This is a genomic window from Stenotrophomonas sp. TWI273 (assembly GCF_039674765.1).
Taxonomy (GTDB): Bacteria; Pseudomonadota; Gammaproteobacteria; order Xanthomonadales; family Xanthomonadaceae; genus Stenotrophomonas.
Map to the genome: position 1 here is coordinate 172,610 of NZ_JBDJOA010000001.1, position 25,838 is coordinate 198,447.

Annotated in this window: 16 protein-coding genes; 13 read left to right on the plus strand and 3 right to left on the minus strand. The window is 66.4% G+C overall.

What is annotated here, in order from left to right:
• Window positions 1-61 precede the first annotated feature (61 nt).
• Window positions 62-4,675, minus strand: a complete 4,614-nt coding sequence (locus ABE571_RS00700) for an autotransporter outer membrane beta-barrel domain-containing protein (protein WP_346492999.1) — start codon at window positions 4,673-4,675, stop codon at window positions 62-64.
• A gap of 294 nt (window positions 4,676-4,969) precedes the next feature.
• On the opposite strand from ABE571_RS00700, the gene ABE571_RS00705 reads away from it, so the two are divergent.
• The 5 genes from ABE571_RS00705 to ABE571_RS00725 all read left to right on the plus strand — a co-directional run bounded on the left by ABE571_RS00705 (window position 4,970) and on the right by ABE571_RS00725 (window position 9,855).
• Window positions 4,970-6,625, plus strand: coding sequence for an acetolactate synthase large subunit (locus tag ABE571_RS00705; RefSeq protein ID WP_313209789.1), 1,656 nt, complete (start codon window positions 4,970-4,972; stop codon window positions 6,623-6,625).
• A gap of 34 nt (window positions 6,626-6,659) precedes the next feature.
• Window positions 6,660-8,042: an aldehyde dehydrogenase family protein gene (locus ABE571_RS00710; protein ID WP_346493000.1), complete on the plus strand. Its 1,383-nt coding sequence runs from the start codon at window positions 6,660-6,662 to the stop codon at window positions 8,040-8,042.
• Between the two features lie 7 nt (window positions 8,043-8,049).
• Window positions 8,050-8,517 carry a hypothetical protein gene (locus tag ABE571_RS00715; RefSeq protein WP_313209785.1) on the plus strand — a complete coding sequence of 156 codons (468 nt, stop codon included), beginning with the start codon at window positions 8,050-8,052 and terminating at the stop codon, window positions 8,515-8,517.
• A 155-nt stretch (window positions 8,518-8,672) separates the two neighbouring features.
• Complete coding sequence (locus ABE571_RS00720; RefSeq protein ID WP_313209782.1) at window positions 8,673-9,200, plus strand: DUF6622 family protein; 528 nt, start codon at window positions 8,673-8,675, stop codon at window positions 9,198-9,200.
• 130 nt (window positions 9,201-9,330) lie between these two features.
• A complete protein-coding gene (locus tag ABE571_RS00725; RefSeq protein WP_313218412.1) occupies window positions 9,331-9,855 on the plus strand; it encodes a GNAT family N-acetyltransferase in 525 nt (174 codons plus the stop codon).
• A 12-nt stretch (window positions 9,856-9,867) separates the two neighbouring features.
• On the opposite strand, the gene ABE571_RS00730 is transcribed toward ABE571_RS00725, so the two are convergent.
• Complete coding sequence (locus ABE571_RS00730; RefSeq protein ID WP_346462373.1) at window positions 9,868-10,956, minus strand: LacI family DNA-binding transcriptional regulator; 1,089 nt, start codon at window positions 10,954-10,956, stop codon at window positions 9,868-9,870.
• A gap of 298 nt (window positions 10,957-11,254) precedes the next feature.
• Here ABE571_RS00730 and ABE571_RS00735 point away from each other — a divergent pair, with 298 nt between their 5' ends.
• From ABE571_RS00735 to ABE571_RS00770, 8 genes are all read left to right on the plus strand, one after another.
• Complete coding sequence (locus tag ABE571_RS00735; protein ID WP_313209776.1) at window positions 11,255-14,386, plus strand: TonB-dependent receptor; 3,132 nt, start codon at window positions 11,255-11,257, stop codon at window positions 14,384-14,386.
• Window positions 14,387-14,454: 68 nt separating this feature from the next.
• On the plus strand, window positions 14,455-15,213 hold the full coding sequence (locus tag ABE571_RS00740; protein WP_313209774.1) for a SapC family protein: 759 nt from the start codon (window positions 14,455-14,457) through the stop codon (window positions 15,211-15,213).
• Between the two features lie 3 nt (window positions 15,214-15,216).
• Window positions 15,217-16,236, plus strand: coding sequence for a cupin-like domain-containing protein (locus ABE571_RS00745; protein WP_346493001.1), 1,020 nt, complete (start codon window positions 15,217-15,219; stop codon window positions 16,234-16,236).
• 13 nt (window positions 16,237-16,249) lie between these two features.
• Entirely contained in the window at window positions 16,250-17,779 is a 1,530-nt protein-coding gene (locus ABE571_RS00750; protein WP_346493115.1) for a tryptophan halogenase family protein, read from the plus strand.
• A gap of 64 nt (window positions 17,780-17,843) precedes the next feature.
• Entirely contained in the window at window positions 17,844-19,337 is a 1,494-nt protein-coding gene (gene xylB, locus ABE571_RS00755) for a xylulokinase (RefSeq protein ID WP_346462367.1), read from the plus strand.
• Window positions 19,338-19,379: 42 nt separating this feature from the next.
• Window positions 19,380-20,714, plus strand: a complete 1,335-nt coding sequence (xylA, locus tag ABE571_RS00760; protein ID WP_346493002.1) for a xylose isomerase — start codon at window positions 19,380-19,382, stop codon at window positions 20,712-20,714.
• Window positions 20,715-20,761: 47 nt separating this feature from the next.
• Window positions 20,762-22,171, plus strand: a complete 1,410-nt coding sequence (locus ABE571_RS00765; RefSeq protein WP_346466456.1) for a sugar porter family MFS transporter — start codon at window positions 20,762-20,764, stop codon at window positions 22,169-22,171.
• Window positions 22,168-24,732, plus strand: coding sequence for an exo 1,3/1,4-beta-D-glucan glucohydrolase (locus ABE571_RS00770; RefSeq protein WP_346493003.1), 2,565 nt, complete (start codon window positions 22,168-22,170; stop codon window positions 24,730-24,732). The genes ABE571_RS00765 and ABE571_RS00770 overlap by 4 nt, the downstream gene beginning before the upstream one ends.
• A 17-nt stretch (window positions 24,733-24,749) precedes the next feature.
• Here ABE571_RS00770 and ABE571_RS00775 read toward each other — a convergent pair whose 3' ends face one another.
• The gene (locus ABE571_RS00775) at window positions 24,750-25,805 is read right to left on the minus strand and encodes a LacI family DNA-binding transcriptional regulator (RefSeq protein WP_346462363.1); all 1,056 of its coding nucleotides are present in this window, start codon (window positions 25,803-25,805) and stop codon (window positions 24,750-24,752) included.
• Window positions 25,806-25,838: the final 33 nt, after the last annotated feature.

Here is a 25,838-nt window from a genome sequence, read left to right on the forward strand (position 1 = left end):
GACAACCGCGCATGATTTCACAGGCACTATCGGCTGTCACCATCCCCTGGAATCACAGCGTCTACCAGTTCCAGCGCATGCCCAGCTTGCCGTTCCACGCGTTCTCGTCGCCATTGAAGCTCCAGCTGTAATCGAGATCGGCAAACAGGTAGCCGGTCTGGGTGACCTGCCAGGTTCCGCCGATGCCCACTTCGCCCCATGAGCCGCCCATATCCACGGCGAACGGCACGTAGCCGCTGTTGGTGGCGAACGCGGCGCGGGGCGTGCCGCGGAACTCGTGCCACACGTTGGCGCGCAGCCAGGCATTGCTGCTGCGGGCCTCACCCTGCGCGGTCTCGTGCTGGCCGGTGCGATTCAATCGCGCGCCGATGCGCCCGACCAGCGAGTCACCGTCGCTGAAGTGCACCTGCGCGGTGTGATCATCGAGGTCGTCGACGTCGATCTGCTGCCAGATCACCTGCGCCTGCGGCTCCAGACGCCAACGCCCGTCCTCGCCGGAGGACCCGTCGCCCTCGTTGAGGATGAACGGCCAGCCGCCTTCCAGCGACAGCGCCAGCCCATCGGCATCGACAAAACTGTCGGACGTGCGCGGGGACTGCAGGCGCATGTCATACCAGGTGTACTGGGCCACGGCGTCGATATAGGCGCCTTTGGCGGAGAACGCTGTCCAGTAGCCGCCGACCGAGCCGGCCTTGAACCGGTCAGTGCCAGCATGGAAGCGGTAATCCAGGAGGTTGTGCCGCACCTCGCCCTTGCCTTTGCCATACGCGAGGTAGACACCGGCGTGACGGCGGCGCAGGTCATCGGCATCCACGCGCCGGTAGAGGTCGGTACCGATCTGCAACGCATCGAAACGGTAGTCGAAGTCGGGCCCGCGATCGCCATAGATGCCGCGCCGGCCACCATCATGTTCGCCGTCGTGGCCGAGATAGCGCATCCAGGCGCCATTGAATCCGCTACGTTCGGTATCCAGGTCGCCGCGCTGATGCAGCAGCTGCTCATCGCCGACCCGTTCGTGCAGGGTATCGATCAGGGTGCGGCCGTACACCTGGGCCATCGCCGGTACGGCCGCGATCAGCGACACCTCCTGGCGATAGGCCGGGGGCGGCGAGGGGCTGGGCGGTTCAGGGGGCACGGGATCCGGCGGAGCAGGATCCGGTGGCGGCGGGAGAGGAGGGGCGGGGCAGGGCGGTACCGGCGCGCCCGGGCTGGCGCAGTCGATCACCGAGCGCAGGTACCAGCTGTTCTCCACATCCGCGCCGGAGACCGTGGCCGCGCCACCGCGGAACAGGAAGTACTCGTACGGACCCGCCACCACCGGTGCCGCCAGCGCGAAGTTGTCGGGCGTGCTGGTGGCGTTGCGTGCCTGCACCACGCGGATGCCATCGGCCAGCGTCCGGTCGCCACGTCCGCCGGTGTTGTGTATCTCCAGCACGCCCGGGCCACTGCTGCTGCCATCCACCACGACCAGCTGGTCCGAGGGCGAGGCATCGTCGCCCAGCCAGGTGTTCAGCGCGAGCGTGCCATTACCGCTGTAGCGCGACACGGTCAGGGTTCTGTAGCTGGCCAATTGGACGGGATCTCCGCCAGGCACCGCGAACGCGATCCGGCTGCGATCATTGAGCAGCGTGGTGAGCGTGGAGCTGCCGGTCAGGTTCCACAGCGTGTCATGCAGCGCCACATTGGAGAGGCTGCCGGGCAGGGTGATCGTGGCGCCGGTGAGCACGCTGCCGGTCGCGGTGATGCTGGCAAGGGTCGGGGTGTCGGCGGCCGGCAACACACCCTGCGGCGCCGGTAAGGCCATCGGCAGGGGCACTGGCGGATCATCGGGCGGAAGGTCCGGGGGAAGGAGCGGGACAGCGGCGTCGAGCCCGTCGAAATCGGCAATGGCACCGACCTTGAGCCACAGGTCGCGGCCTTGCACCGTGGTGCCGGTCAGGTCGATCTGCGCTGCACCGATGGCGCCCACGCCGGGGCCGTCCGCAGCGGATAGCGTGGACTGCGTAACGAACGCCGAGGCTGGGGCGGGGTCGCCACGGACCAGCAACGCCGCCGCGCCGGGACCGGTCGTGGCCAGCGTGGTATCCGCCACGTCCACCCGACCGCCGTTCCATGCCACCGTTGCGTGGGCCAGCGCACCGCGGGTAGTGACATGGCTGCCGCCGCCCAGCAGCAGGTGCCCGTTGTCGGCCCAGGCAATCAGCCCGTGCGCCTGCACGCCTGTGGTGGCGATGCTGCTTGCCGTCGCAGTCAGCAGGCTGTCGGCATACGCGGCCAGCCCGTAGCCATGCAACCCGCTGGTGGTGACGGTCATGCCGCTCGTACGGATCTGCCCAGCCCCCGCCGCGCGTGCACCGATGGAATCGGTGCCGCGCGTGGAGACACTCACATTGGCCAGGGTCGCGATCGCATCCACGCCCTGGATGTTGAAGCCTTCGCTGGCGTTGCCCAGCGTAGTGATACTGCTGCGTGCGCCGTCGGCCTGCCCCGTCACCGGAGTGACGTTCATCCAGACCCGCCCCCCGGCCGTGCCCACATACACCCCGTGCCCGGAGATGCCGGACGCCATGAAGGCAGCGGGGTCGGTCACCGGGTTGCCGCCTGCATCGATCGGCCTGCCAAAGGTCGGCAGCGCCAGGTCGGTTCCCAGCAGGACGCCGGTACGGATCGTGTCGCCACTGGAGATCAGCGTGCCCGCGGTGCCACCGCTGGCGTTGAGCGTCATCCCGGGGCGGCCTGAGTTGATGATGGTCGTTCCAGCGCTGTCGATGGTGCCGCCGGTGGCGTTCAGCCCGATGCCACCCGCGCCACCGCCGCCGATGTAGAGATTGCGCGCGGTGATGCGGGTTGCCGCGCCATCGGCACGGATACCGCCCCCGCTTCCCGAGGTGGTCAGGATACTGTCGGTGACGCTGACCTGCGCGCCAGCCTGGCCATACACGCCGTTGGCATTGAGATCGGTGGTGCGCGTGTCCAGGCGCAGCAACGCCGCCTGTGGTCCGACCCCGCCGACGGCGCCCTGGACCAGCACGGCGTTGGCGTTCATCCCGTGCGTGGTGATCACCGTGTCTGCTGCCTGCAGCCGCGAGGTCGCGGAAGCCGCCTGGGCTACCAGCACGCCGGTGCTGTTGTTGCCGTAGGTCTCGATACGGGTCGTGGTGCCCAACGCTGAGCCATCGGCCGCCACGTCCAGCCGCAGCGTGCCACCCGTGGAGGACACCTGCGCGCCGTTCGCCCCGGTGGTGCCGGTGGCCACATACGCGGCAGGATCCGTGGTGGCATTGCCGCCGGCATCCACCGGCAGGCCATAGCTGGCGGCGGCAGGATCCGTGCCGAGCTGTACGCCGGTCAGCAGGGCATTGCCTTGGCTGACCACGGTACCGCCGCTGGCGGCCTGCAGGCCAACCGCCGCGTTGCCGCCGGCAATGCCGGAGGTGTAGATCGCACTGCCGCTCAGCGTGAGCGTGCCTGATGTCAGCGCATGGCCAGCGATGGCACCGTTGAGCAGCGTTGAGAGGCGCAGCCCGTTTGCCGTAAGCGCGCTGCCACCGCCTTCGGCGCGCAGCGCATTGCCGGTCTGTCCTGCAGCGATGACGACACCCGGCGCTCCTGCCAGTGTGACCGTGCTGCCGCTCCCGGCCAGCACGCCGTGCGCATTCTGCCCGGCCACGCGGATGTCCAGCCCATCAACCTGCACCTGGGAGGTGCCGGTGGCCGACAGCCCGTGCGCGGTGATGCCGGTGGCGTTGATGGTCAGCCCGGACAAGGTGCCTTGCGCATCAGCGAACACCAGGCCGGTCGCGCCGGTGCCGGTGGTATCGATGGAAAGCTGGGATGCCTGGAGGCGCGAACCGGTGGCAAAGCGTCCACCACTGTTGTTGTTGCCGCGGGTGAGGATGTTCACCGCATGCACGTCGAACTGCGCGCCGCTGGCGCCGAGCAACCCGTGGCTGCCATTGGTTGCACCGGCGCCGGTGCCGAGGATATGGATCGATGTGGTGCCACCCGTGGGAACGCCGGCGCTGTCCACATTCAACCGGACGGTGCCGTCAATGGCACTGATGCCGTGGGCCGCCGTTGCGGCCTTGCCCACGTAGGCATCGGGATCGGTGACGAGATTGCCGCTGGCGTCCACCGGCAGACCGTAGGTGGCGGGATTGCCGGGTTGCGTCCCCAGCAATATCCCGGTGGCAATGACATCGCCGCTGCCGGTGAAGCGGCCGCCTGCGACCTGGATGCCTTCACTGTTGGCCAGGGACGTGTAGAAACGCGTGCCGTTGGAGGTCAGCGTGGTGCCTGCCTCCACGCGGGCAGCAGGCCCCCCGGCGCCCAGCCGGCTGACGGTGGAGCCGGCCGCCAGGAAGTTGACCGCGCCCGCGTTGGTCGAGCAGACCGTGGCCGTGTTGGCGGCACTGGTGATCAACGCCACCGCGCCGGTAGCGTTGATCACGCCGGCATTGGCGGCATAGAAGGCCGGTGCACCGACGGTGGTCGGCGCGTAGGTGCCGCTTGCGACCGTCAGGACCGTGCCGTTCGCGCGGACCTGCTGGGCGGGTACGCTTGCCGGTACCGTGATACAGCTGGCCGCGTCCACGCTCTGCGCCAATGCGCACCAGGGCGCCGACGCAGCCAGCCCGACCACGAGCAGGCTGCCGCGGATCGATTGCGGTGACACGAACGTACCCGCACACGTCACGCCGGAGGCTGCTCGGCGACCAGATCGGGAAGTCTCCACGTTTTATCCATGATGTGCTGTGTTGATCTACATGCACGAAGTCGCCACGCATGGCGGGCACCGGGTGTGACTCGAGTCTGGCCACAGCGCTCCACGTGCTCAACCGCAATACGTGCGGGGTGAGGTCAGTAAAACTACCGGCACCCGGGGCGCACAGCCTCCCGCAGACATCCGACGCAGCGCTGACATCGGCCCGGGTATAGTGATCCTGACTTCACCGTAAGGATCGAAGCTATGCAGAAGGGATCGGATCTACTGGTCAAGGCGCTGGAGAACGAAGGCGTCGACCGCATCTTTGGTGTCCCGGGCGAGGAGAATCTGGACTTCCTTGAGTCGCTCCGGACCTCGCACATCGAGCTGGTGCTCACACGCCACGAGCAGGCGGCCGCGTTCATGGCCGCCACCCACGGCCGGCTCACCGGCAGGCCAGGTGTATGCCTCGCCACGCTCGGCCCGGGCGCGCTGAATTTCTCCACCGGCGCGGCCTATGCCCACCTCGGCGCGTGGCCGATGATTCTGATCACGGGGCAGAAGCCGGTGATGAGCGCCAAGCAGGCACGGTTCCAGATCGTGGATATCGTGGCCTCGATGAAGCCGCTCACGAAAATGACGCGTCAGATCGTCAGCCCGGCCGCGATTCCGGCCACGGTGCGCGATGCCTTCCGCGTGGCCATGGAAGAGCGCCCAGGGCCGGTGCATCTGGAGCTCCCGGAGGATGTCGCCGGCGAGGAGGTGGAGGATATCCCCGTCATCCCGGTTCATCCGCTGGAGCGTCCGATCGCACCGTCTGCCGCGCTCGACCGCGCAGAAGCGGCCATCCTGGCCGCCAAACGGCCGCTGGTGATGATCGGTGCGGCGGGAAGCCGCCCGTGGCTCGCCGAGGCGCTTTCCGCGTTCGTCACGCGGACCCGCCTGCCGTTTTTCAACACGCAGATGGGCAAGGGCGCCGTCACCGGCGGTTCCAACCTGTACATGGGAACGGCCGCGCTCTCCGAGGGCGACTATGTCCACGAAGCCGTTGCCCGTGCTGATCTGATCATCGCCATTGGCCATGACACGGTCGAAAAGCCGCCCTTCCTGATGAAGAGCGGCGGCGGCCCCAAGGTCGTCCATATCAGCTTCCAGTCCGCCACGGTGGAGCAGGTGTATCACCCCGATATCGAGGTGCTGGGCGACATCGGGGCTTCGGTGGATGCCCTGGCCGGGCGGCTGGAAGGCCGCTTGGCGACTGACGAAGGCATGATCGAGCTGCGCCAGAAGATCCTGGCCCGTCTCAACGACCGTGCCGAGGAGGACCGCTTCCCGGTCACGCCGCAACGGCTGGTACATGACGTGCGCCAGTCCATGCCGGACGACGGCATCGTCTGCCTTGACAACGGTATGTACAAGATCTGGTTCGCGCGCAACTACCGCACGCATGTCGCCAACACGTTGCTGGTCGACAATGCGCTGGCCACGATGGGGGCCGGCCTGCCGTCCGCCATGATGGCCGCGATGCTGTACCCGAAGCGGCGCGTCCTGGCCGTATGCGGTGACGGCGGCTTCATGATGAACTCGCAGGAGATGGAAACCGCCGTGCGCCTCGGACTCAACCTGGTGGTGGTGATCCTCAACGACAGCGCCTACGGCATGATCCGCTGGAAACAGGCGGTGGATGGCTTCGAGGATTTCGGGATGCGCTTTGGCAATCCGGATTTCGTGAAGTATGCCGAGGCCTACGGCGCCAAGGGGAGCCGGGTGACCGCAGTAGGCGACCTGGTGCCCATGATCGAAGCCGCCTTCGCAGGCGGCGGTGTCCACGTGCTGGATGTGCCGATCGACTATGCCGAGAACACCCGCGTGCTGGTGGACGAGCTGCGCAACCGCACGCCGGACGTGGGCTGCGCGTGATCGCCCTCGCTGACCCTTCCGCAAGGAGCTCAAGATGTTGACCGTCGTACAGGCTTTTGACCGCGCCCCTATCGCTGAGATCGGAATGGATACCGCCGCCGCGCTGGAGCGCAAGCTCAGTGCCGCCGAGCGGGTTTTCAAGAACCGCGACGGCTGGCTCGCCCCGCACCAGCGTATCGCCATCCTGCGCAAGCTTGCCGCCCTGATGGATGCCAAACGCGACCACCTCGCCCTGCAGATTGCACGCGAGGGCGGCAAACCGCTCCCGGATGCGATCATCGAGACCACACGTGCGATCGATGGCGTCCACAATGCGGCCGACGAGCTGCGCAACTTTGCCGGCCGCGAAATCCCGATGGGTCTTTCCGCAGCGTCCGAAGGCCGCTGGGCATTCACGACCCGGGAGCCCATCGGCATCGTGGCGGCCATCTCGGCGTTCAATCACCCGCTCAACCTGATCGTCCATCAGGTCGCGCCGGCCATCGCCGTGGGGTGCCCGGTCATCATCAAGCCGGCCTCGGCAACGCCACTGTCCTGCCTGGAATTCGTGGCGATGGTGCATGAGGCCGGGCTGCCCGAACCGTGGTGCCAGAGTTTCCTCCCCGAAGGCAACGACCTGGCCGAGGCGCTGGCCACCGACAGGCGCATTGCCTTTCTGAGCTTCATCGGTTCGGCGAGGGTAGGGTGGTCGCTGCACGCCAAGCTGGCACACGGCGCACGTTCGGCGCTGGAGCACGGCGGGGTTGCGCCCGCCCTCGTCGACCGCAGTGCTGACCTGGCCAGGATCATCGAGCCGATCGTCAAGGGCGGCTACTACCATGCCGGCCAGGTGTGCGTGTCCACACAGCGCATCTTCGTCCACAACGACATTGCAGACGCCTTCACCCAGGCCCTCGTCGCCCGGGTTGAACGGCTGCGTACCGGCGACCCGACCCTGAAGGACACCGAGGTGGGCCCGCTGATCCAGCCGCGCGAGGCCGACCGCGTGGCCGAGTGGATTGACGAAGCGGTGAGCGGCGGTGCGCAGCTTGCCACCGGCGGCAAGCGACTTTCCGAGACCACACTGCAGCCCACCGTGCTGCTCGATCCGGCCAGCGACGCGCGGGTGACCACGCAGGAAGTCTTCGGCCCGGTGGTGGCCGTTTATCGCTACACCGACCTCGACGAGGCGATCGCGCGCGCCAACGCCCTGCCCACCGCCTTCCAGGCCAGCGTGTTCGCGCAGGATATCGACATCGCCATGCGCGCCGCCAACCGGCTGGATGCCTCGGCCGTGATGATCAATGATCCGACTGCGTTCCGCACGGACTGGATGCCTTTCGCCGGCCGCCGCGAATCGGGCTACGGCACGGGCGGGATTCCGTACACGATGCGGGACATGTCGCAGGAGAAGATGATTCTGATGCGGCGGAGTTGAACCTCATATGGTCAGGTCGGTATCTGCAGAAAAGCAGCGTGAGTACGACGAACTGAAGCGCTTCTTTGTTCACTGGGAGACACATCTCACGCCGCAACGGGTGTTGGGGCTCGAGCACCCGCACAATCCAATCAATGTGCTTGCGGTCTACGAGCGCCAGCTGGGTGTTTCACGTGTCCTGCCAGGCCTGAAACAAGCGGTCAATGACATCCTGGAGGACTTCGGGGATTTCTCGCCACAGCAGATCGCTGCAGCAGATGCCTCTCTAGCCGGGGCTGGTGCACCGACGATGAGTCAGCTCTGGCAGCGCCGCTCTCGTCACTACAAGGCCCTCCTGCGGCGTGGCCGCCTCCGCAATGACACCGAGTACTATCTGGCCTCGTCGATTGTGTGTGATACCGCCTCGCCAGTTCCTCCCAACGAACTGGACCTTCTGGACAGGATGGTGGCCAACTATGAGTTGCAGCGGACCTGACCCTCTACACGCGCCATGGCTCGACGCCAGGGAAATGATGGTCGTACTTACTGATGCCTGACACCTGTCACTTGTGATGGGTCGGTGCAAAGCGAGAATGGAGCCATTCCCGCGCGGCGTGCATCGCCGGCACCCGCCCACATCAAGGACTCCCCGTGATCATGCTGCAGCACCTCATCTCGAACACCCCTGTGTGGGTCTGGGCGCTCCTGGTCTTCCTGGTCAGCCGCGGCATCGCTGCCATGAGACCCGGTGAAACCTCGCTCACGAAACTGGCCATCGTGCCGGCTCTCTTCACCGCCTGGGGGGCCTGGTCGCTCGGCCACCGTTTCGGCAGTTCCTGGGAGGCGTGGGGGGAATGGGTGGTCGGCATCGGTGCGGGCATGGGCCTTGGGTGGATGCTGCTGCGACGGGCAACGCTCACCGTCAACATATCCACGGGGAGGTTGTGGCGCAGTGCGGACTACAGCCTGCTGCCGCTGCTGCTGCTCACGTTTGTGGTGAAGTACGGCTTCGAGGTAGCGCTTTCCGTCTCCCCTTCGCTCAACCTCGATGTCGGCTTCCGCGCCGCCTATCTGTTGTTGTCGGGCGGGTTCACCGGCGTCTTCATCGGAAAGTACCTGCGATACCTGCGCGCCTCGCGGCTTGCCATGCCGCGCTCGGCGCTGGAAGCGGCCGGCTGAGGCCACGTGGCGTTACACGCCCCGTCTCTGCGATGCCAACATCGATCTCGCGAGAGGCTTGGTGTCTGCCACCGATGGCGGCACACTGCTGCTGGTTGTGGCGTAGCGCCACCAGGCAGGAGAGGTATGCGTGACTGATGCAGCAAAACAAACACTGACGATGCGCCGCGCCAGCGTGGCCGATGCGCCCGCTGTACTGCGGTTGTTCGACGAGGTGATTGCCTGGTTCGTGGCCATCGGCAACCCACAGCAGTGGGGTAGCGAAGCGTGGTCATCGATTCCACGCCGTATCACCCAGGTGACCGACGCCTGCGCGCTGCCGGGTGCGTGGGTAGCTGAGACCGCACAGGGCGAGGTGCGTGCGTTCCTGGCGTTGGGAGACGCCATGCCTTACGTGCCGGCAGCGGTCGAGCCAGAGCTCTACGTGCGTGTGCTGATTGCTTCGCGCGATCCGCGCGTGCGCGGTATCGGCCGCCGGCTGATGGCGTTCGCCGACGAGCAGGCACGTGCCGCGGGTGTCGCTTACGTGCGCGTGGATTGCTATGCCGGGGGCAGTGGCGACCTGGTGCGTTTCTACGAATCGTGCGGTTACGAACGGTTGTCGACCTTCAACATAGACGGTTGGCCGGGTCAGGTTCTTGACCGCCGTTTGTGAAGCAGTCGTCGGCTAAAGGGCCAGCAAAGGCCTCGAAACAGACGCCCGCGTGATCAACTGGTAGGGCAGCACATGGTTCACGGTGGCGCGCGCCGAGGACGCGGGATGCCGGATCGCGCGTAGCAGGATATCGATGGCGGTGTCCGCCATCGCGGCCACCGGCTGATGGATGGTCGTCAGTTCCGGCCACACCATCGTTGCCGCGGAGGTGTCGTCGAAGCCCACCACCGAAAGATCCCCTGGCACCTCCAACCCGCGGCGATGGGCGACGGAAACCACGGCCGACGCCATGTCATCGTTGCTGGCGAAGATCGCGCTGGGCGGCTGGGGCAGCGTCAACAACCGTTCGGCCGCCTCCAGCCCGGAGCGGTACGTGAAATATCCCGGCTGGACGAGCGTGTCGTCGTAGCCGATGCCGGCGTCAGCCAAGGCATCCCGGTAGCCTTGCCAGCGGTGCGCGCTGGCGGTCTGATTTGGATCGCCGGTGATGTAGCCGATGCGGGCATGCCCGTAAGCGATCAGATGCGACACCATGTCGTGGCTTGCCTGGCGGTCATCAATGCGCACGCACGACAGCCGGTCGCTGAAATGGCTGGATGCGATGGAGACGACGGGAATGCCGGCGGTCACGAAGGTGTCGACGATGTCCTGTGATTCGCACAGGGGCGGCGGAAGAATCACGCCCGCCACGCTGTTGGACAATTGCCGTGCTGCCTCGCGACGTTGCTGGCTGCCCAGTTCATCCCAGGTGGCGATCACCAGCTGTGCCGCTGCCCGGGTGGAGCCACGCAGCGCGCCCACCAGCAGTTCGCGCAGGTAGCTGGAGCTCGGATTGGTGTAGATCAACGCGATGCAGGTGTGCTGCGCCGCGGCCAGTGCGCTCGCCGCAAGGTTGGGGCGGTAATCCAGTGCGAGCACGCTGCGCATGACACGCTCCCGGTTGCCGTCACGCACCCCCGCATGGCCGTTGATGACGCGCGACACCGTCATGGCGGACACGCCGGCGTGCGCCGCGACGTCGTCGATGGTGATGGCGCTGGCTTTCCGACGCACGGCTTTCGGGCTGTTTTTCAGGACACGCGCTCCTTTGTTGCGCTGCATGATGACAAGCGCGACCCCGGATGATTAGTCTTCGGCCGTGACGTGATGGTAGCGCTACCACTTGGCCGGGGTAAGGGCCAACGGGTACCCCCCCTTTACCACGCGGCTGTTCTGGCAAGCCTGAAAGCGAGTGTAAGTCGCAGCACGCGCACAGCGCGCTGCGATGTTCGGTGTGGAAGACGGGCATCGCCCGTACGTGCCCCCAGGAGGGGCGGTGCATCCATTCGATCGTTATGTCAGAGGGGAGAGTCATGAGCGCTTCTACGTTCCGTCGTACCCAATGCCGGGGGGCTCGTTCATGAGCCGCACGCTGGCGAAGTTCACCTCCAGGGCCATGTTTACGTTTGTCGGTGGCGTCCTGGTCATCAATCCCGCGTTTGCACAGGACGCGCCAACGCCCGCGCCCGTCGCCCAGCCGCAGGCCCAGCCCAGCCCGACACAGCTGGATACCGTGCAGGTCACCGGCATCCGCAACAGCCTCAGCCAGGCGATGGACATCAAACGTGACTCGGCCGGCGTGGTGGATGCCATCAGTGCCGAGGATATCGGCAAGTTTCCGGACACCAACCTGGCCGAATCGCTGCAACGCATCACCGGCATCTCCATCGAACGTCGTGATGGTGAAGGCGCGCAGGTCACGGCACGCGGCTTTGGCCCCCAGTTCAACATGGTCACGCTCAACGGACGGCAGATGCCGGGCGCAGATGCGTTCGGTGCCTCTGGGCAGGTCGCCATCGGCGGCGTCGACGGGGGTACCCGTGCCTTCAACTTCGCCCAGCTGGCCGCCGAATCCATCAATGGCATCGAGGTCTACAAGACCAGCCAGGCCAATGTCCCCAGCGGCGGTATCGGCGCCACCATCAACATCCTGACCGGACGCCCGTTCGATCATGACGGCACCGTCGCCAGCGCCGGTGCCAAGGTCGTCTCCGACCAGAGCCAGCCATTCGACAGCGACCTGACGCCCGAACTGTCCGGCATCTTCAGTTACAGCAACCCGGACAAGACCTTCGGCGTTGGCGTGAGTGCGAGCTACCAGAAGCGCAAGGGTGGCTCGGTGCAGGCCACCAACAACTACTGGAACATCCAGCCGTGGACGGGCACGATGCCCGGCAACCCGACCGTGGTCAATGCACCGGCGGTGGGCGCGCTGTACGGTCGTCCGAACGACCTTCGCTATGCGTTCTCCGAGTTCGAGCGTGAGCGCATCAATGGTCAGGCGGTGCTGCAGTTTGCGCCGACCGACGCGGTGACCCTGACCCTGGACTACACCTATTCGACGAACGAGATCACCGAGAATCGTGGCGAACAGGGCATGTGGTTGCAGAACAGCAACTACACCGATGTCACGTTCGACACCAGCGGTGCGGTTGCGACGCCGGTCTATATCCGTGAAATCGCGGGCACCAAGGATTTCGGGCTTGAGCAGCAGCGCAGCATGCAGAAGTACAAGCTGGGGTCCCTCGGCTTCAATGCACTGTGGAACGTCACCGACCGCTTCAAGCTGACCTTCGACGCGCATAATTCAAAGAACGAAAGCCGACCCAACGACCCGCTCACCGGCGGCGGTTCCATCTTCAGCAGCATCGCCGGCACCAACAACTGCACTACCGGGCCGCATTGCGGTGGGTCGTGGGTACAGGAGATGAACTTCAACAACGGCTTGCCCGTGGGCACCCAGGTCTGGTACCCGAGCACGGCCGATGCCATCGCCAAGACCAACGGCGTGGTCAACCCGGGCTTCGTGCCGGGCGAAATTGGTTCGCAGGTGCTGCGCATCAATTCGCAGACCCAGGTCAGCGAGATCAAGCAGGGACGCGTCGACGGTGAATGGAGCTTCGACCGGGGGCGCTTCCAGTTTGGCGTGGACTCCAGCAAGCAGACCACCCACCGGATCCAGGCCGCGGAGAATTACAACACCCTGGGCGACTGGGGCGTGGCCAACGTTGACGGGGATGTGGCCAACGGGCTGATGGACCTGCTGCAGCCGGTCAACATCGTCGGGTTGTTCAACGACTTCAATGCCAACAGCTTCACCGCCTGGCGCGGCGATGCGGGCCGCCTGGCGCAATGGGCCGCGGACAACTATGGCGCCAGTCTTGGCGTGAGCCCGCAGCGCGCCGCCGACAACCTGGTGGAAGAGAAGACCAAATCGGCCTATTTCCAGGTCGAGCTGGACGGCGAGCTGGGCGGCCTGCGCACCAATACCCGCCTGGGCGTGCGCTATGAGACCACCGATGTGGTGTCGACGTCGGTCATCGCCATCCCGGAAGCCATCGAATGGCAGTCCAACAACGACTTCCGCGTGGTGTTGTCCGATGAGCAGCAGCCGTTCACCGAGAAGAACAGCTACAGCTACATCCTGCCCAACCTCGATTTCAGCATCGACCTCATGGACGATCTGAAGGCACGCGTCTCGTTCGGCAAGAGTATCGCGCGCGCGCCGATCGGCAACCTCTACGCAGGCCCGACCGCACAGCAACCGTTTGGCTCGGTGCTGATCGATCCGTCTTCGCGGGCCAGCGGCACCGCACAGAACCCGCAGCTGAAGCCGCTGGAGTCGGACAACCTCGACCTGGCACTGGAGTGGTACTTCGCCGATGCGAGCTACGTGTCGTTGACGTACTGGAACAAGTCCGTCAACAACTTCATCGGCAACACCATCGTGCAGGAGAACCTGTATGGGCTGAGGGATCCTACCGCCGGCCCGGATGCGCAGGCCGCGTTGGCGTTCCTCAACAGCGGCGCCTGTATCACCCAGGTCGGCGCGGCCAATGCGGCGGCCTGCTCGGCCAACGATACGGCCCTGTTCACCGCGCTGGCCTTGCTGCGCAACAATCCGGCCGGACTGGGCGCCTACAACGGTACCGACGCGCAGGTCCTGGCCACCGAAGCGGCCTATGACCTGTACGGGGAGGGCGATGATCCGCTCTACCAGTTCAGCGTCAACCGTCCCATCAACCAGAACCAGGCAAAACTGCACGGTTGGGAGCTCGGGGGTCAGTACTTCTTCGGCGATACCGGCTTTGGCGTCCTCGCCAACTACACCCTGGTGGATGGCGATGTCGGCTACAACAACGGGGGCGACCCGGGCATCGACCAGTTCTCGTTGACCGGCCTCAGTGACACCGCAAACGCCGTGCTAATGTACGAAAAATATGGTTGGTCGGTGCGTTTGGCGTGGAACTGGCGCGACCAGTACCTGATCCTCGCCAACCAGGGGACCAGTCGCAATCCGTACTACGTGGAAGCGTACGAACAGTGGGATCTCAGTGTGAACTACACCCTGGATGATCACTGGTCGTTCGGTCTTGAGGCGATCAACCTGACCGGTGAGGACGTCCGTTGGCGCTCGCGCACCTCGCAGATGATCGTGAAGCTGGCTGACCAGAGCCCGCGTTACATGCTCGGCGTTCGTTACAGGTTCTGACGTGTGGGGGTGCCGCTGCCCTGGCAGCGGCACCCGTTCAAGGGTCCTGATGGGGTTGGAAGAACACCATGCCGCGTTACGAAATGCTCAACAACATCGCCCACCGCGATCTGCGCGTGGCCACCGATTTCGGGTCCGCGTTTGGCGATGCGGTCGGCATGGTGCCGGCCTACCCGAGCGAGTTCGCCGAACTGCAGCGCGAATACCCCATTTTCCTTCGCAGGGACGCCGCCACGGGTGAGTGGCAGTCCGTGGTCCTGCTTGGGTTTGAGCAGCACGAGAATCTTTACCTGCAGGACGGCCGCTGGAATGCGTCCTACCTGCCCGGGGCGGCGGCCAAGGGGCCGTTCCTGATCGGCTTCCAGGAAAACCGGATCGATGGCACGCTCACCCAGGAAGCGGTGCTGCACGTGGATCTGGATCACCCGCGCGTGACGGCGATGCAGGGCGAGCCGGTATTCCTGCCGCAGGGGGGAAACACACCTTATCTGGACCACATCGCAGGCGTGCTGCGCGGTATCCACGAGGGACACGCCTTCGGGGCGGCGATGTTTGCCGAGCTGGATGCTAAAGGCCTCATTCACCCGATCACGCTCGACGTGCAGGTTGCCCAGGAGCATCGGGTCGGTGTCAACGGCCTGCACGCCATCGACCGTGACCGGCTTGCCCAGCTGGACGGTCCGGCGCTGGCCGAACTCAATCGCGCCGGCTACCTGGAAGGGGCGTACCTGATGCTGGCGTCGCTGCACAACATGCGTCGCCTGATCGCAGAGAAACAGAAACGTCTGCGTCTGCAGGATGCCGCCGCTGCGGCGGGCAGGAACTGACCGGTGCTGGACGGCATTGCCATGCGGACACTGGAAGGCCTGGCGCCTGGCGCGCTTCCGCTGGAGGCACTGGTGGCCGCTGGCGAGCCGGTGATACTGCGCGGCATCGCGCGCGACTGGGCGCTGGTGCAGGCCGGGTTACGCTCCACGCAGGCGGCACTGGGCTATCTGCGCGGCTTCGAGGCAGGTGTGCCGGTCCCGTACTCCTTCGGCGGGCCTGAAATCGAGGGGCGCCCGTTCTATAACAAGGATTTCACCCGGTTGAACGTCGAGGTCCGGCGCGGATTGTTGACGCAGGTGCTGGACGAGATTGAAGTCACCCTCGAGGCACCGCGGCCGCCCACCTACTATGTCGCGTCCTTGCTGATCGATCGAGCGCTGCCCGGGTTCGCGCAGCACAACGATGCCGGCCTGGCCGGGCAGGGCATCGACGCTTCGGCAAGCATCTGGATCGGCAACCGCGTGACCGCCTCCTGCCATTTCGACACGCCCGACAACCTGGCGTGCTGCGCCGTAGGTCGGCGCCGGTTCACGCTGTTTCCGCCGGAGCAGATCGACAACCTGTATCCGGGGCCGCTGGAACCCACCCCGGGCGGACAGGTAGTGAGCGTGGTGGATTTCGACCGCCCGGACTTCTCGCGCCACCCGCGATTCCGTGATGCATTGGCAAGCGCACAGACCGCCGAGCTGGAACCCGGCGATGCGATCTTCATTCCCAGCCTATGGTGGCACCACGTGCGCAGCCTCGCGCCTTTCAATGTGCTGGTGAACTACTGGTGGCGCAGCTCGCCGGCCTTCCTGTCCTCGCCGCTACCGGCACTCCACCACGCGATGTGGGCCGTGCGCGACCTGCCGGCGCGCGAGAAGCAGGCCTGGGCAACGATCTTCGAGTACTACGTCTTCGGCCCGGGTGAGCGTGCAGGACACCACCTGCCCGACGCCGCCCGGGGCGACCTGGCACCGTTCGACGAGCCGCAGGCGCGCCGCATGCGCGCCCAGCTGCTGGCTCGACTCAACCGCTGATGGGAGCACCGCATTGAACGTGGCGAACACAACGCAAGGGCGCATCCGCAAGGTCGTCATCGCCGGTGGCGGCACGGCCGGCTGGCTGGCCGGGTGTGCGCTGGCGCACCAGTTCCGCGATCAGTTGGATATCACCTTGGTGGAGTCCGAGCAGATCGGCACGGTGGGTGTCGGCGAGTCGACCGTGCCCCCCATCCGCACGTTTCACCGTTTTCTGCAGATCGATGAGCAGGAGTTCCTGCAGGCCGTCGCCGGCACGTTCAAGCTCTCGATCTCGTTCGAGAACTGGCGTCGCCCCGGGGAACGTTTCATCCATCCGTTCGGCACGATCGGGCAGGGCACCTGGGCCATACCGTTCCACCATTTCTGGCTGGACAGCCTGCGCCGCGGCATGCCATCGGACCTGGGCGATTTCTGCCTGGAAAGCGCGGCCTCGTGGCATGACCGGTTTACGCTGGAGACCCAGCCCCAGGTCAACTACGCCTATCACTTCGACGCCGGGCTCTACGCGAAATTCCTGCGCCGCAAAGCCGAAGGCCACGGGCTGCGACGGGTGGAAGGCAAGATCCGCGAGGTCCGCCAAGATGCCCACGACGGCTCCATTGCCTGCCTCGTGCTGGAAGACGGGCAGGTCATCGAGGGCGACCTGTTCATCGACTGCACGGGCTTCCGCGGCCTGTTGACCGAGCAGACCCTGCATACCGGCTATGAGGACTGGCACGAATGGTTGCCCAGTGATCGTGCCGTTGCGGTGCAGACCGCATCGGTCGCGCCGCCGGTTCCGTATACCCGCGCCATCGCGCACGAAGCCGGATGGCGGTGGCATATCGCGCTTCAACACCGGGTCGGCTGCGGGCTGGTGTTCTCCAGCCGCCACATGTCCGATGACGAGGCGCACGCCAAGCTGCTGCGCGACGTTGATGGCCCGCCCCTGCGGGACCCCTGGCTGGTGCCGTTCCGCAGCGGACGCCGGTTGAAGGCATGGAACAAGAACGTGGTGGCACTGGGGCTTGCCAGTGGCTTCATCGAGCCGCTGGAATCGACCAGCATCCACCTGACCATCAGCGCGGTGGTGCGCCTGATCCAGCTGTTCCCGTCCGACGGCATCAGCCCGGCGCTGGTGGACCTGTACAACGAGGTCAGCCGGCAGGAGATGGAGCACGTGCGCGACTTCATCATCCTGCACTACCACGCCAACCAGCGCGACGAGCCGATGTGGAAGGCCTGTCGTGACATGGACCTGCCCGAATCGCTCGCGGTCCGGCTGCGGGCCTGGCGCGAACGTGCGCATGCCTGGCAGGACCCCGGCGAGCTGTTCCGGGTCGACTCCTGGACGAGCGTGCTGATGGGGCAGGGGATCCAGCCGGGACCTCCGCATCCGCTCGCCGCTGCCATCAGCGACGCGGACCTGCGCACGCTGTTGATGCGGATCCGCCAGCCAGTGGAGCAGGCGGTCGCGACGATGCCGTCGCAGGCAGCGTTCATCGAACGCTACTGCAGGGCGGCGCAGGACGTCTGGCCACGGGTCTCAGCCCTGGCATGACGGGGCAGCACGCTGTTGCACAGAAATGGTAGCGCTACCTCCATACACCCACGGGAAGAGATAGATGGATCTGGTTGCAGGAATCGATGCAGGTACGCAGAGTCTGAAAGTCGTGGTGTACGACCCTGCCGGGCGGCATCTCATCGCCAGCGCGAGCTCACCTCTGGAGCTGGCGTCCGCCGCCGATGGCAGCCGTGAGCAGCAGCCGGCCGCGTGGGTCGCCGCCCTTCAGGCCTGCTTCCGTGCGATCGATTCCAAGGTGCGTTCCCGCATCTCCGCGCTGGCGGTCTCAGGGCAACAGCACGGCTTCGTACCGGTCGATGCCGCGGGGGAGGTCCTGGCACCGGCCAAGCTGTGGTGCGACACCAGCACCTCGGCCGAGTGCGTGCAGATCATGGACGCACTCGGCGGACCCGCGCGCACGATTGCGCTGGCCGGCAACCCCATCCTGACCGGTTACACCGCGTCCAAACTGCCCTGGACGAAGACGCATCGGCCCGACGCCTACGCCCGGCTCGCAACGATCCTGCTGCCGCACGACTACCTCAACTTCGTGCTGACCGGCCAGCGCTTCTGCGAGTACGGCGATGCGTCGGGCACGGGCTGGCTGGACGTGCGCACCCGGACCTGGTCGGCCGCGCTGCTGCGCGCGACCGATCCGGCGCGCGACCTGGCCCTGTGCCTGCCGCGCATCGCCGCACCCGACGAGCTGTTCGCTATCGATCCGGCCACGGCGGGCGTACTGGGGCTTCCCGGGACGGTGAAGGTTGCGGTCGGCGGGGGCGACAACATGATGGCCGCCATCGGTACCGGCTGCGTCGTGCCCGGCCGCCTGGCGATGAGCCTCGGCACCTCGGGCACCTTGTTCGCCTACTCGGACACGCCCGTGGTCGATCCGGACGGCGCCTGGGCCGCGTTCTGCTCGTCCACCGGTGGCTGGCTGCCGTTGATCTGCACGATGAACTGCACCGTCGTGACCGAACAGGTCGCCGACGCCTTCGGTTTCAGCACCCGCTATGGCGATGGACACCTGCGGGCGACCTCGCCCGGCGCCGACGGCCTGGTGATGCTGCCGTTCCTCAATGGCGAACGCACGCCGGACCTGCCGCTGGGCAAGGGCGTCCTGGCGGGTCTGGACACGACGAACATGACCCCGGCGCACCTCTACCGCGCGGCCATGGAAGGCGCCACGTACAGCCTGAAGTATGGGTACGACGCCTTTGTCCGCGCGGGCATGCGGTTCGACCGCATCGTGCTGACCGGTGGCGGCAGCAACAGCGCGCAGTGGCGGCAGATGGTGGCCGATGTCTTCGGCCTGCCGGTGGACGTACCGACCCAGTCCGAGGGGGCGGCGTTCGGCGCGGCATTGCAGGCCCTGTGGGCGCTGGGTCACGCACGCGGTGACGCTGCCTCCATCGCCGACATCGCGGACCGGCACGTTGCGGTCGACCCGCTGCAGTCCGCTCACCCGGATCCGATGCGTACGCACGCCTATGCCGCGGCCTATGCACGTTTCCTGCGACATCTCGACGCTCTCACGCCGCTGTATCGCGGCTGATCCCTCTACGCACCACCTCGCACAACGACAGGAAGACGCACCATGAGCAATCAACCCTTCATCGGCGCCAAGGAATACTTCCCCGGCATCGGCCGCATCCCCTTCGAAGGCCGCGGCTCGGACAACCCGCTCGCGTTCAAGGTCTATGACGCGAACAAGGTCATCGGTGGCAAGACCATGCAGGAGCATCTGCGTTTCGCGGCCTGCTACTGGCACACGTTCTGCAACGCCGGGCATGATCCGTTCGGTCCGGGCACCCGCAATTTCCCGTGGGAGACCGGCTCGCCGATGGCGACCGCCGAGGCGAAGGTGGACGCGGCGTTCGAATTTTTCACCAAGCTCGGGGTGCCGTACTGGTGCTTCCACGATATCGACCTGGCGCCGGATGCGGACGACGTCGACCAGTACGAGAAGAATCTGAAGCACATGGTGGGCCTGGCCAAGGCGCGGCAGGATGCGACCGGCATGAAACTGCTGTGGGGCACAGCCAACCTGTTCTCGCACCCGCGCTACATGAACGGTGCGTCCACCAATCCGGATTTCGCCGTGGTGGCGCGCGCCGCCGTGCAGGTGAAGGCCGCCCTGGAGGCGACGGTTGAACTGGGCGGCGAACACTATGTGTTCTGGGGCGGCCGCGAAGGCTATGCCTCGCTGGCGAACACGCAGATGAAGCGCGAGGTCGATCACTTCGCGCGGTTCCTCACGATGGCGCGCGACTATGGCCGCAGCATCGGCCTGAAGGGCAACTTCCTGATCGAACCCAAGCCGATGGAGCCGATGAAGCACCAGTACGACTTCGACAGCGCGACCGTGGCGGGCTTCCTGAAGGAGCATGGCCTGCACAAGGACTTCAAGCTCAACATCGAGGCGAACCACGCCACGCTCTCCGGCCACACCTTCGAGCACGATCTGCAGGTCGCCTCGGACCACGGCCTGTTGGGCAGCATCGACGCCAACCGCGGCAACGCGCAGAACGGCTGGGATACGGATCAGTTCCCGACCGACCTCTACGACACCGTGGGCGCGATGCTGGTCGTCCTGCGGCAGGGCGGCCTGGAGGGCGGCCTGAACTTCGACGCCAAGCTGCGTCGCGAATCCACCGACATGGAAGACCTGTTCATCGCCCACATCGGCGGCATGGACGCGTTCGCACGCGGGCTGGAAGTGGCCCACGCGCTGCTCAACGACTCCCCGCTGGAACAGTGGCGCACGGCGCGCTACGCCAGCTTCGACACTGGTGCCGGCAAGGAGTTCGCGCAAGGCGCGCTCAGCCTCACGGACCTGGCCGCACTGGGTGCCAAGGGCGGTGAGCCCAACCAGACCAGCGGCAAGCAGGAACGCTACGAGAACCTGCTCAACCAGTACCTGCTGCGCTGAGCGCGGCAGTTCGCAGCGATGACACCGAACCGGGGAGGGGCAGGGCAATGAACCAGGCAGTGAGCGGTGGGGAGAACACGCGGCTGATCGTATTGATCAGCGTGGTGGCGACGATTGGCGGATTCCTGTTCGGCTTCGACAGCGGCGTGATCAACGGCACCCAGGACGGCCTGCACCAGACGTTCCGGTCAGGCGAGTGGATGCAGGGGTTCGAGATCGCCTCGATGCTGTTGGGCTGCGCCATCGGTGCGTTCAGCGCCGGGCGGCTGTCCGACCGCCTGGGACGCCGCAACGTGTTGATCGTCTCGGCGGTGTTGTTCCTGCTGTCGGCGATCGGGGCAGGCGCGGCGGCGTCCTCGACCCTGTTCATCATCGCGCGGGTGTTGGGGGGCTTTGCGGTCGGCGCAGCCAGTGTGATCTCGCCGGCGTACATCGCCGAAGTTGCGCCGGCGCGTTACCGTGGCCGCCTCGCGACGGTCCAGCAGATCGCCATCATCAGCGGCCTCACCGTCGCGTTCCTCTCCAACTATCTGTTGGCGGCCACCGCCGGTGCCTCGACCGAGGCGCTGTGGGGCGGGTACGCGGCGTGGCGCTGGATGTTCTGGATGCAGGCGGTGCCATCGCTGTTGTTCCTGGCGCTTCTGTTGACCATTCCGGAGAGCCCACGCTACCTCGTGGTGAAACGCCGCAAGGACGAGGCGCTGCACGTGCTGACGCGGCTGTTCGGCGGTGCGGAGGCACAGGCCAAGCTGGCCGAGATCGACGCCTCGCTGTCGACGGACCACCATCGCCCGCGGCTGTCGGACCTGCGCAGCAAGGTCACCGGGAGGATGCGGCCGATTGTCTGGGTCGGCATCGGCCTGGCCATCTTCCAGCAACTGGTCGGCATCAACGTGGTGTTCTATTACGGCGCCGTGCTCTGGCAAGCGGTCGGTTTTTCCGAGAACGACGCACTGCTGATCAACGTGCTGTCTGGTGCGCTCAGCATTGGCGCCTGCGTCGTCACCGTGCTGCTGATCGACCGCATCGGGCGCAAGCCGCTGCTATGGATCGGCTCGGCCGGCATGTCGGTGTCGTTGGCGCTCCTGGTGGTCGCCTTCGCGAGTGGCTCGCTGGTCGATGGGCGCCTGCAGCTGCCCGGGAGCATGGGCACGCTGGCGCTGGTGGCGGCCAATGCCTACGTGGTGTTCTTCAATCTTTCCTGGGGGCCGGTGATGTGGGTGATGCTGGGCGAGATGTTCCCCAACCAGATCCGCGGCTCGGCACTGGCCGTGGCGGGTGCGGCGCAATGGACCGCGAACTTCGCGGTCACGGTGACGTTCCCCATCCTGTTGGCCGCCATCGGGCTCGCGGCGACCTACAGCCTCTACCTGGCCTCGGCCATCATCTCGGTCTTCTTCGTGCTCAGGTACGTGCGCGAAACCAAGGGCAAGGAACTGGAGCAGATGGAAGGATGAACACGATGACGAATCGACGCCTTGCCCACGCCCGCCGTGGCGTGCTGCTGGCCGCGCTGATGGGGGTGTTGGCTGCCTGCGGGAACGATGACAAGGCCGTTGCACCGGCGGCGGCCGATGCGGATCCGTGGCCGCAGGTGACCTGGCCGCTGCCCCAGGATGCCGCGCTGGAGAAGCGGATCACCGACCTGATGGACACCATGACGGTGGAGGAAAAGGTGGGTCAGCTGGTGCAGGGTGACATTACCAGCATCACGCCGGAGGACCTCCGCACCTACCGGCTCGGCTCGATCCTCGCGGGCGGCAACTCCGATCCCGGCGGCCGCTATGATGCCTCGCCTGCCGAATGGCTGGCGCTGGCCGATGCGTTCTACGCAGCCTCGATGGACACCTCGCAGGGCGGCAAGGCGATTCCAGTGCTGTTCGGCATCGACGCCGTCCACGGGCAGAGCAATATCATCGGCGCGACCCTGTTCCCGCACAACATCGGCCTGGGCGCGACCCGTAACCCGGAGCTGCTGCGCCGTATCGGTGAGATCACCGCGCTGGAAACCCGTGCGACGGGCATGGAGTGGGCGTTCGCGCCGACCGTGGCGGTACCGCAGGACGACCGCTGGGGGCGTACCTACGAGGGGTACGCCGAGTCGCCCGAGGTGGTGGCCAGCTATGCCGGCGCGATGGTCGAGGGCCTGCAGGGCAAGGTGGGCTCGCCAGGCTTCCTTGACGGTCGCCATGTCATCGCGTCGGTCAAGCACTTCCTCGGTGATGGCGGCACCACCGACGGCAAGGACCAGGGCGATACCCGGATCAGCGAGGCCGAGCTGGTGCGCATCCACGCGGCCGGGTATCCGCCCGCCATCGCGGCGGGCGCGCAGACGGTGATGGCCTCCTTCAACAGCGTCAACGGCGAAAAAATGCACGGCAACAAGCCGTACCTGACCGATGCGCTGAAGGGGCGCATGCACTTCGGTGGTTTCGTGGTGGGCGACTGGAACGGCCACGGGCAGGTCAAGGGCTGCACCACCACCGATTGTCCGGCCACGATCAATGCCGGCCTGGACATGGCCATGGCGTCGGACAGCTGGAAGGGTTTCTACGAGACCACGCTAGCCGCGGTGAAGGACGGCTCCCTTCCCCAGCAACGCCTGGACGACGCAGTGCGCCGGATTCTGCGGGTCAAGATGCGGCTGGGCCTGTTCGAGGCGGGCAAGCCATCGTCGCGCGCGGTCGGTGGGCAGTTCGCACTGGTCGGTGCGCCGGAGCATCGTCAGGTTGCACGCCAGGCGGTGCGCGAATCGCTGGTGCTGCTGAAGAACCAGGGCGGCGTGCTGCCGCTGTCGCCGAAGCAACGCATCCTGGTGGCCGGTGACGGTGCCAACGACGTGGGCAAGCAGGCGGGCGGCTGGACGCTGAACTGGCAGGGCACCGGCACCACCCGCAAAGACTTCCCGAACGCGGACACGATCTACGAGGGCATTGCGCAGCAGGCCACGGCCGCTGGCGGCGAAGCGCAGTTGGCGGTGGATGGCGCTTACACCACGAAACCGGATGTGGCCGTGGTGGTGTTCGGCGAGAACCCCTATGCGGAGTTCCAGGGCGATCTGGCGACCCTTGCCTACAAGCCGGGGGACGACGCGGATCTGGCGTTGATCAAGCGGCTCAAGGCCGACGGCATCCCCGTGATCGCGGTGTTCCTCAGCGGACGCCCGCTCTGGGTGAATCGTGAGATCAACGCCGCCGATGCCTTCGTGGCGGCCTGGCTGCCCGGTTCGGAAGGTGCCGGCATTGCCGATGTGCTGCTGCGCAGGCCGGATGGCAGCGTGCAGCACGACTTCAAGGGCAAGCTGAGCTTCAGCTGGCCGCGCACCGCGACGCAGTACGCCAACAATGTCGGGCAGAAGGACTACAACCCCCTGTTCGCCTTCGGCTTCGGCCTGACCTATGCCGACAACGGCGATCTGGCCGCGCTGCCGGAAGCCTCGGGCGTGACGGGCAACGAAGGGGCCGCCGGGGTGTTCTTCGCGCGCGGGGATGCCGGCTCCGGCATGGCCCTGCGGCTGGAGGGCAGCGCCGGGCAGGGGGTAACCGTCACGCAGGTGCCGGAATCCCTCGAGGGCGACCTGCTGAAGGTCACCGGCGTGGATCACCTGGCACAGGAAGATGGTCGCCGTCTGGCGTGGTCGGGCAAGGGTGAGGCGATCGTCGCGCTGCAGTCGCACACGCCGCTGGACCTGCAGCGCGAGAGCAACGGCGACCTGATGCTGTTGACGACGATGCGCGTCGACGCCGCACCCCAGGGCGAGGCGTGGTTGTCCGTGGGCTGCGGCACGGGTTGTTCGGCACGCGTCGCGCTCGGACCGGCGCTGGCAACGCTGCCCGTGGGCCAATGGACCCGCGTGGGCGTGCCCTTGAAGTGTCTGGCGGCGGCCGGCGCGGAGGTCGGCAAGTTGGATCGCCCCTGGTCGATCGGGACGGCAGGCGCGATGACGCTCTCGGTGTCACGCGTTGCCCTGGGCGCCTTGAATGAAGCGGAGGCCACCATCGCATGCCCCGGCGCGTGACGATGCGGCCTGCGCCCTCAGCGCTTGGGCGGGCGCGCGACCGAGTCGCGCACCACCAGCCGGTGCGGCATGACGTGATCGGTCAGCACGCGCGTGTCGTCGCCCTTGCGGCGGATGGTACGCAGCAGGATATCGATGGCGGCGTCGGCCATCGCGGCGATGGGTTGATGGAGGGTGGTGAGCTCGGGCCAGACGGTCGTTGCCGCCGAGGTGTCATCAAAGCCCACGACCGACAGATCGCGGGGCACCTCGAGGCCGCGTCGGTGTGCAACGGAGATGGCCGCCGCGGCCATGTCATCGTTGCTGGCGAAGATGGCCGTGGGCGGCCGACGCTGGGACAGCAGCTTCTCGGTCGCGGCAAGCCCCGAACGGTAGGTGTAATCCCCCTGTTCGACGAGGCCGGGTTCGACCTGCAGCCCTGCCTCCTGCAGGGCGGTGACAAACCCATCGTAGCGACGCGCGCTCGCACTGAGGTCGCTGCGGCCGCAGATGAAGCCGATCCGTCGGTGCCCGTGCTGGATCAGGTGTTCGGCCATCTCCTTGCCCGCGTGGAAGTCGTCGATGCGGACGCAGGAAAGATCGTCTCTCAGGTGCCCCGATGCGATCGCGACCACCGGGATGCCGGCGCTGACCAGTTCGGTGACGGCCGCCTGCGACTCGCACAGCGGCGGCGGCAGGATGACGCCATCCACACGTCCGGCCAAGGCGCGTGCAGCGTTGCGCTCGGCCTCGGGGTCGAAGTTGTCCCAGTAATGGATGACCAGCTGGATGGCCGCGTTGGACGCGACACGCAGCAGGCCCACCAGCAGCTCCCGCAGGTAGGCGCCACTGGGATTGGTGTAGATCAGCGCGATCCGCGTGTGCTGCGCCGCGGCCAGCGAACTCGCGGCCAGGTTGGGCGTGTAGCCCAGTTCGCGCACCGCGCGCATCACCCGTTCGCGCGTGACATCGCGCACCTTGCCTTGGTTGATCGCGCGCGACACGGTCATCGGCGATACCCCGGCCAGGGCAGCCACCTCGTCGATCGTCACGCCACTGGTTTTGCGGCGGACCGATTTCTTCGGCTTGTCCAATGCGTGTTGCCTTTCTTCTTTGTGACGCTGCCG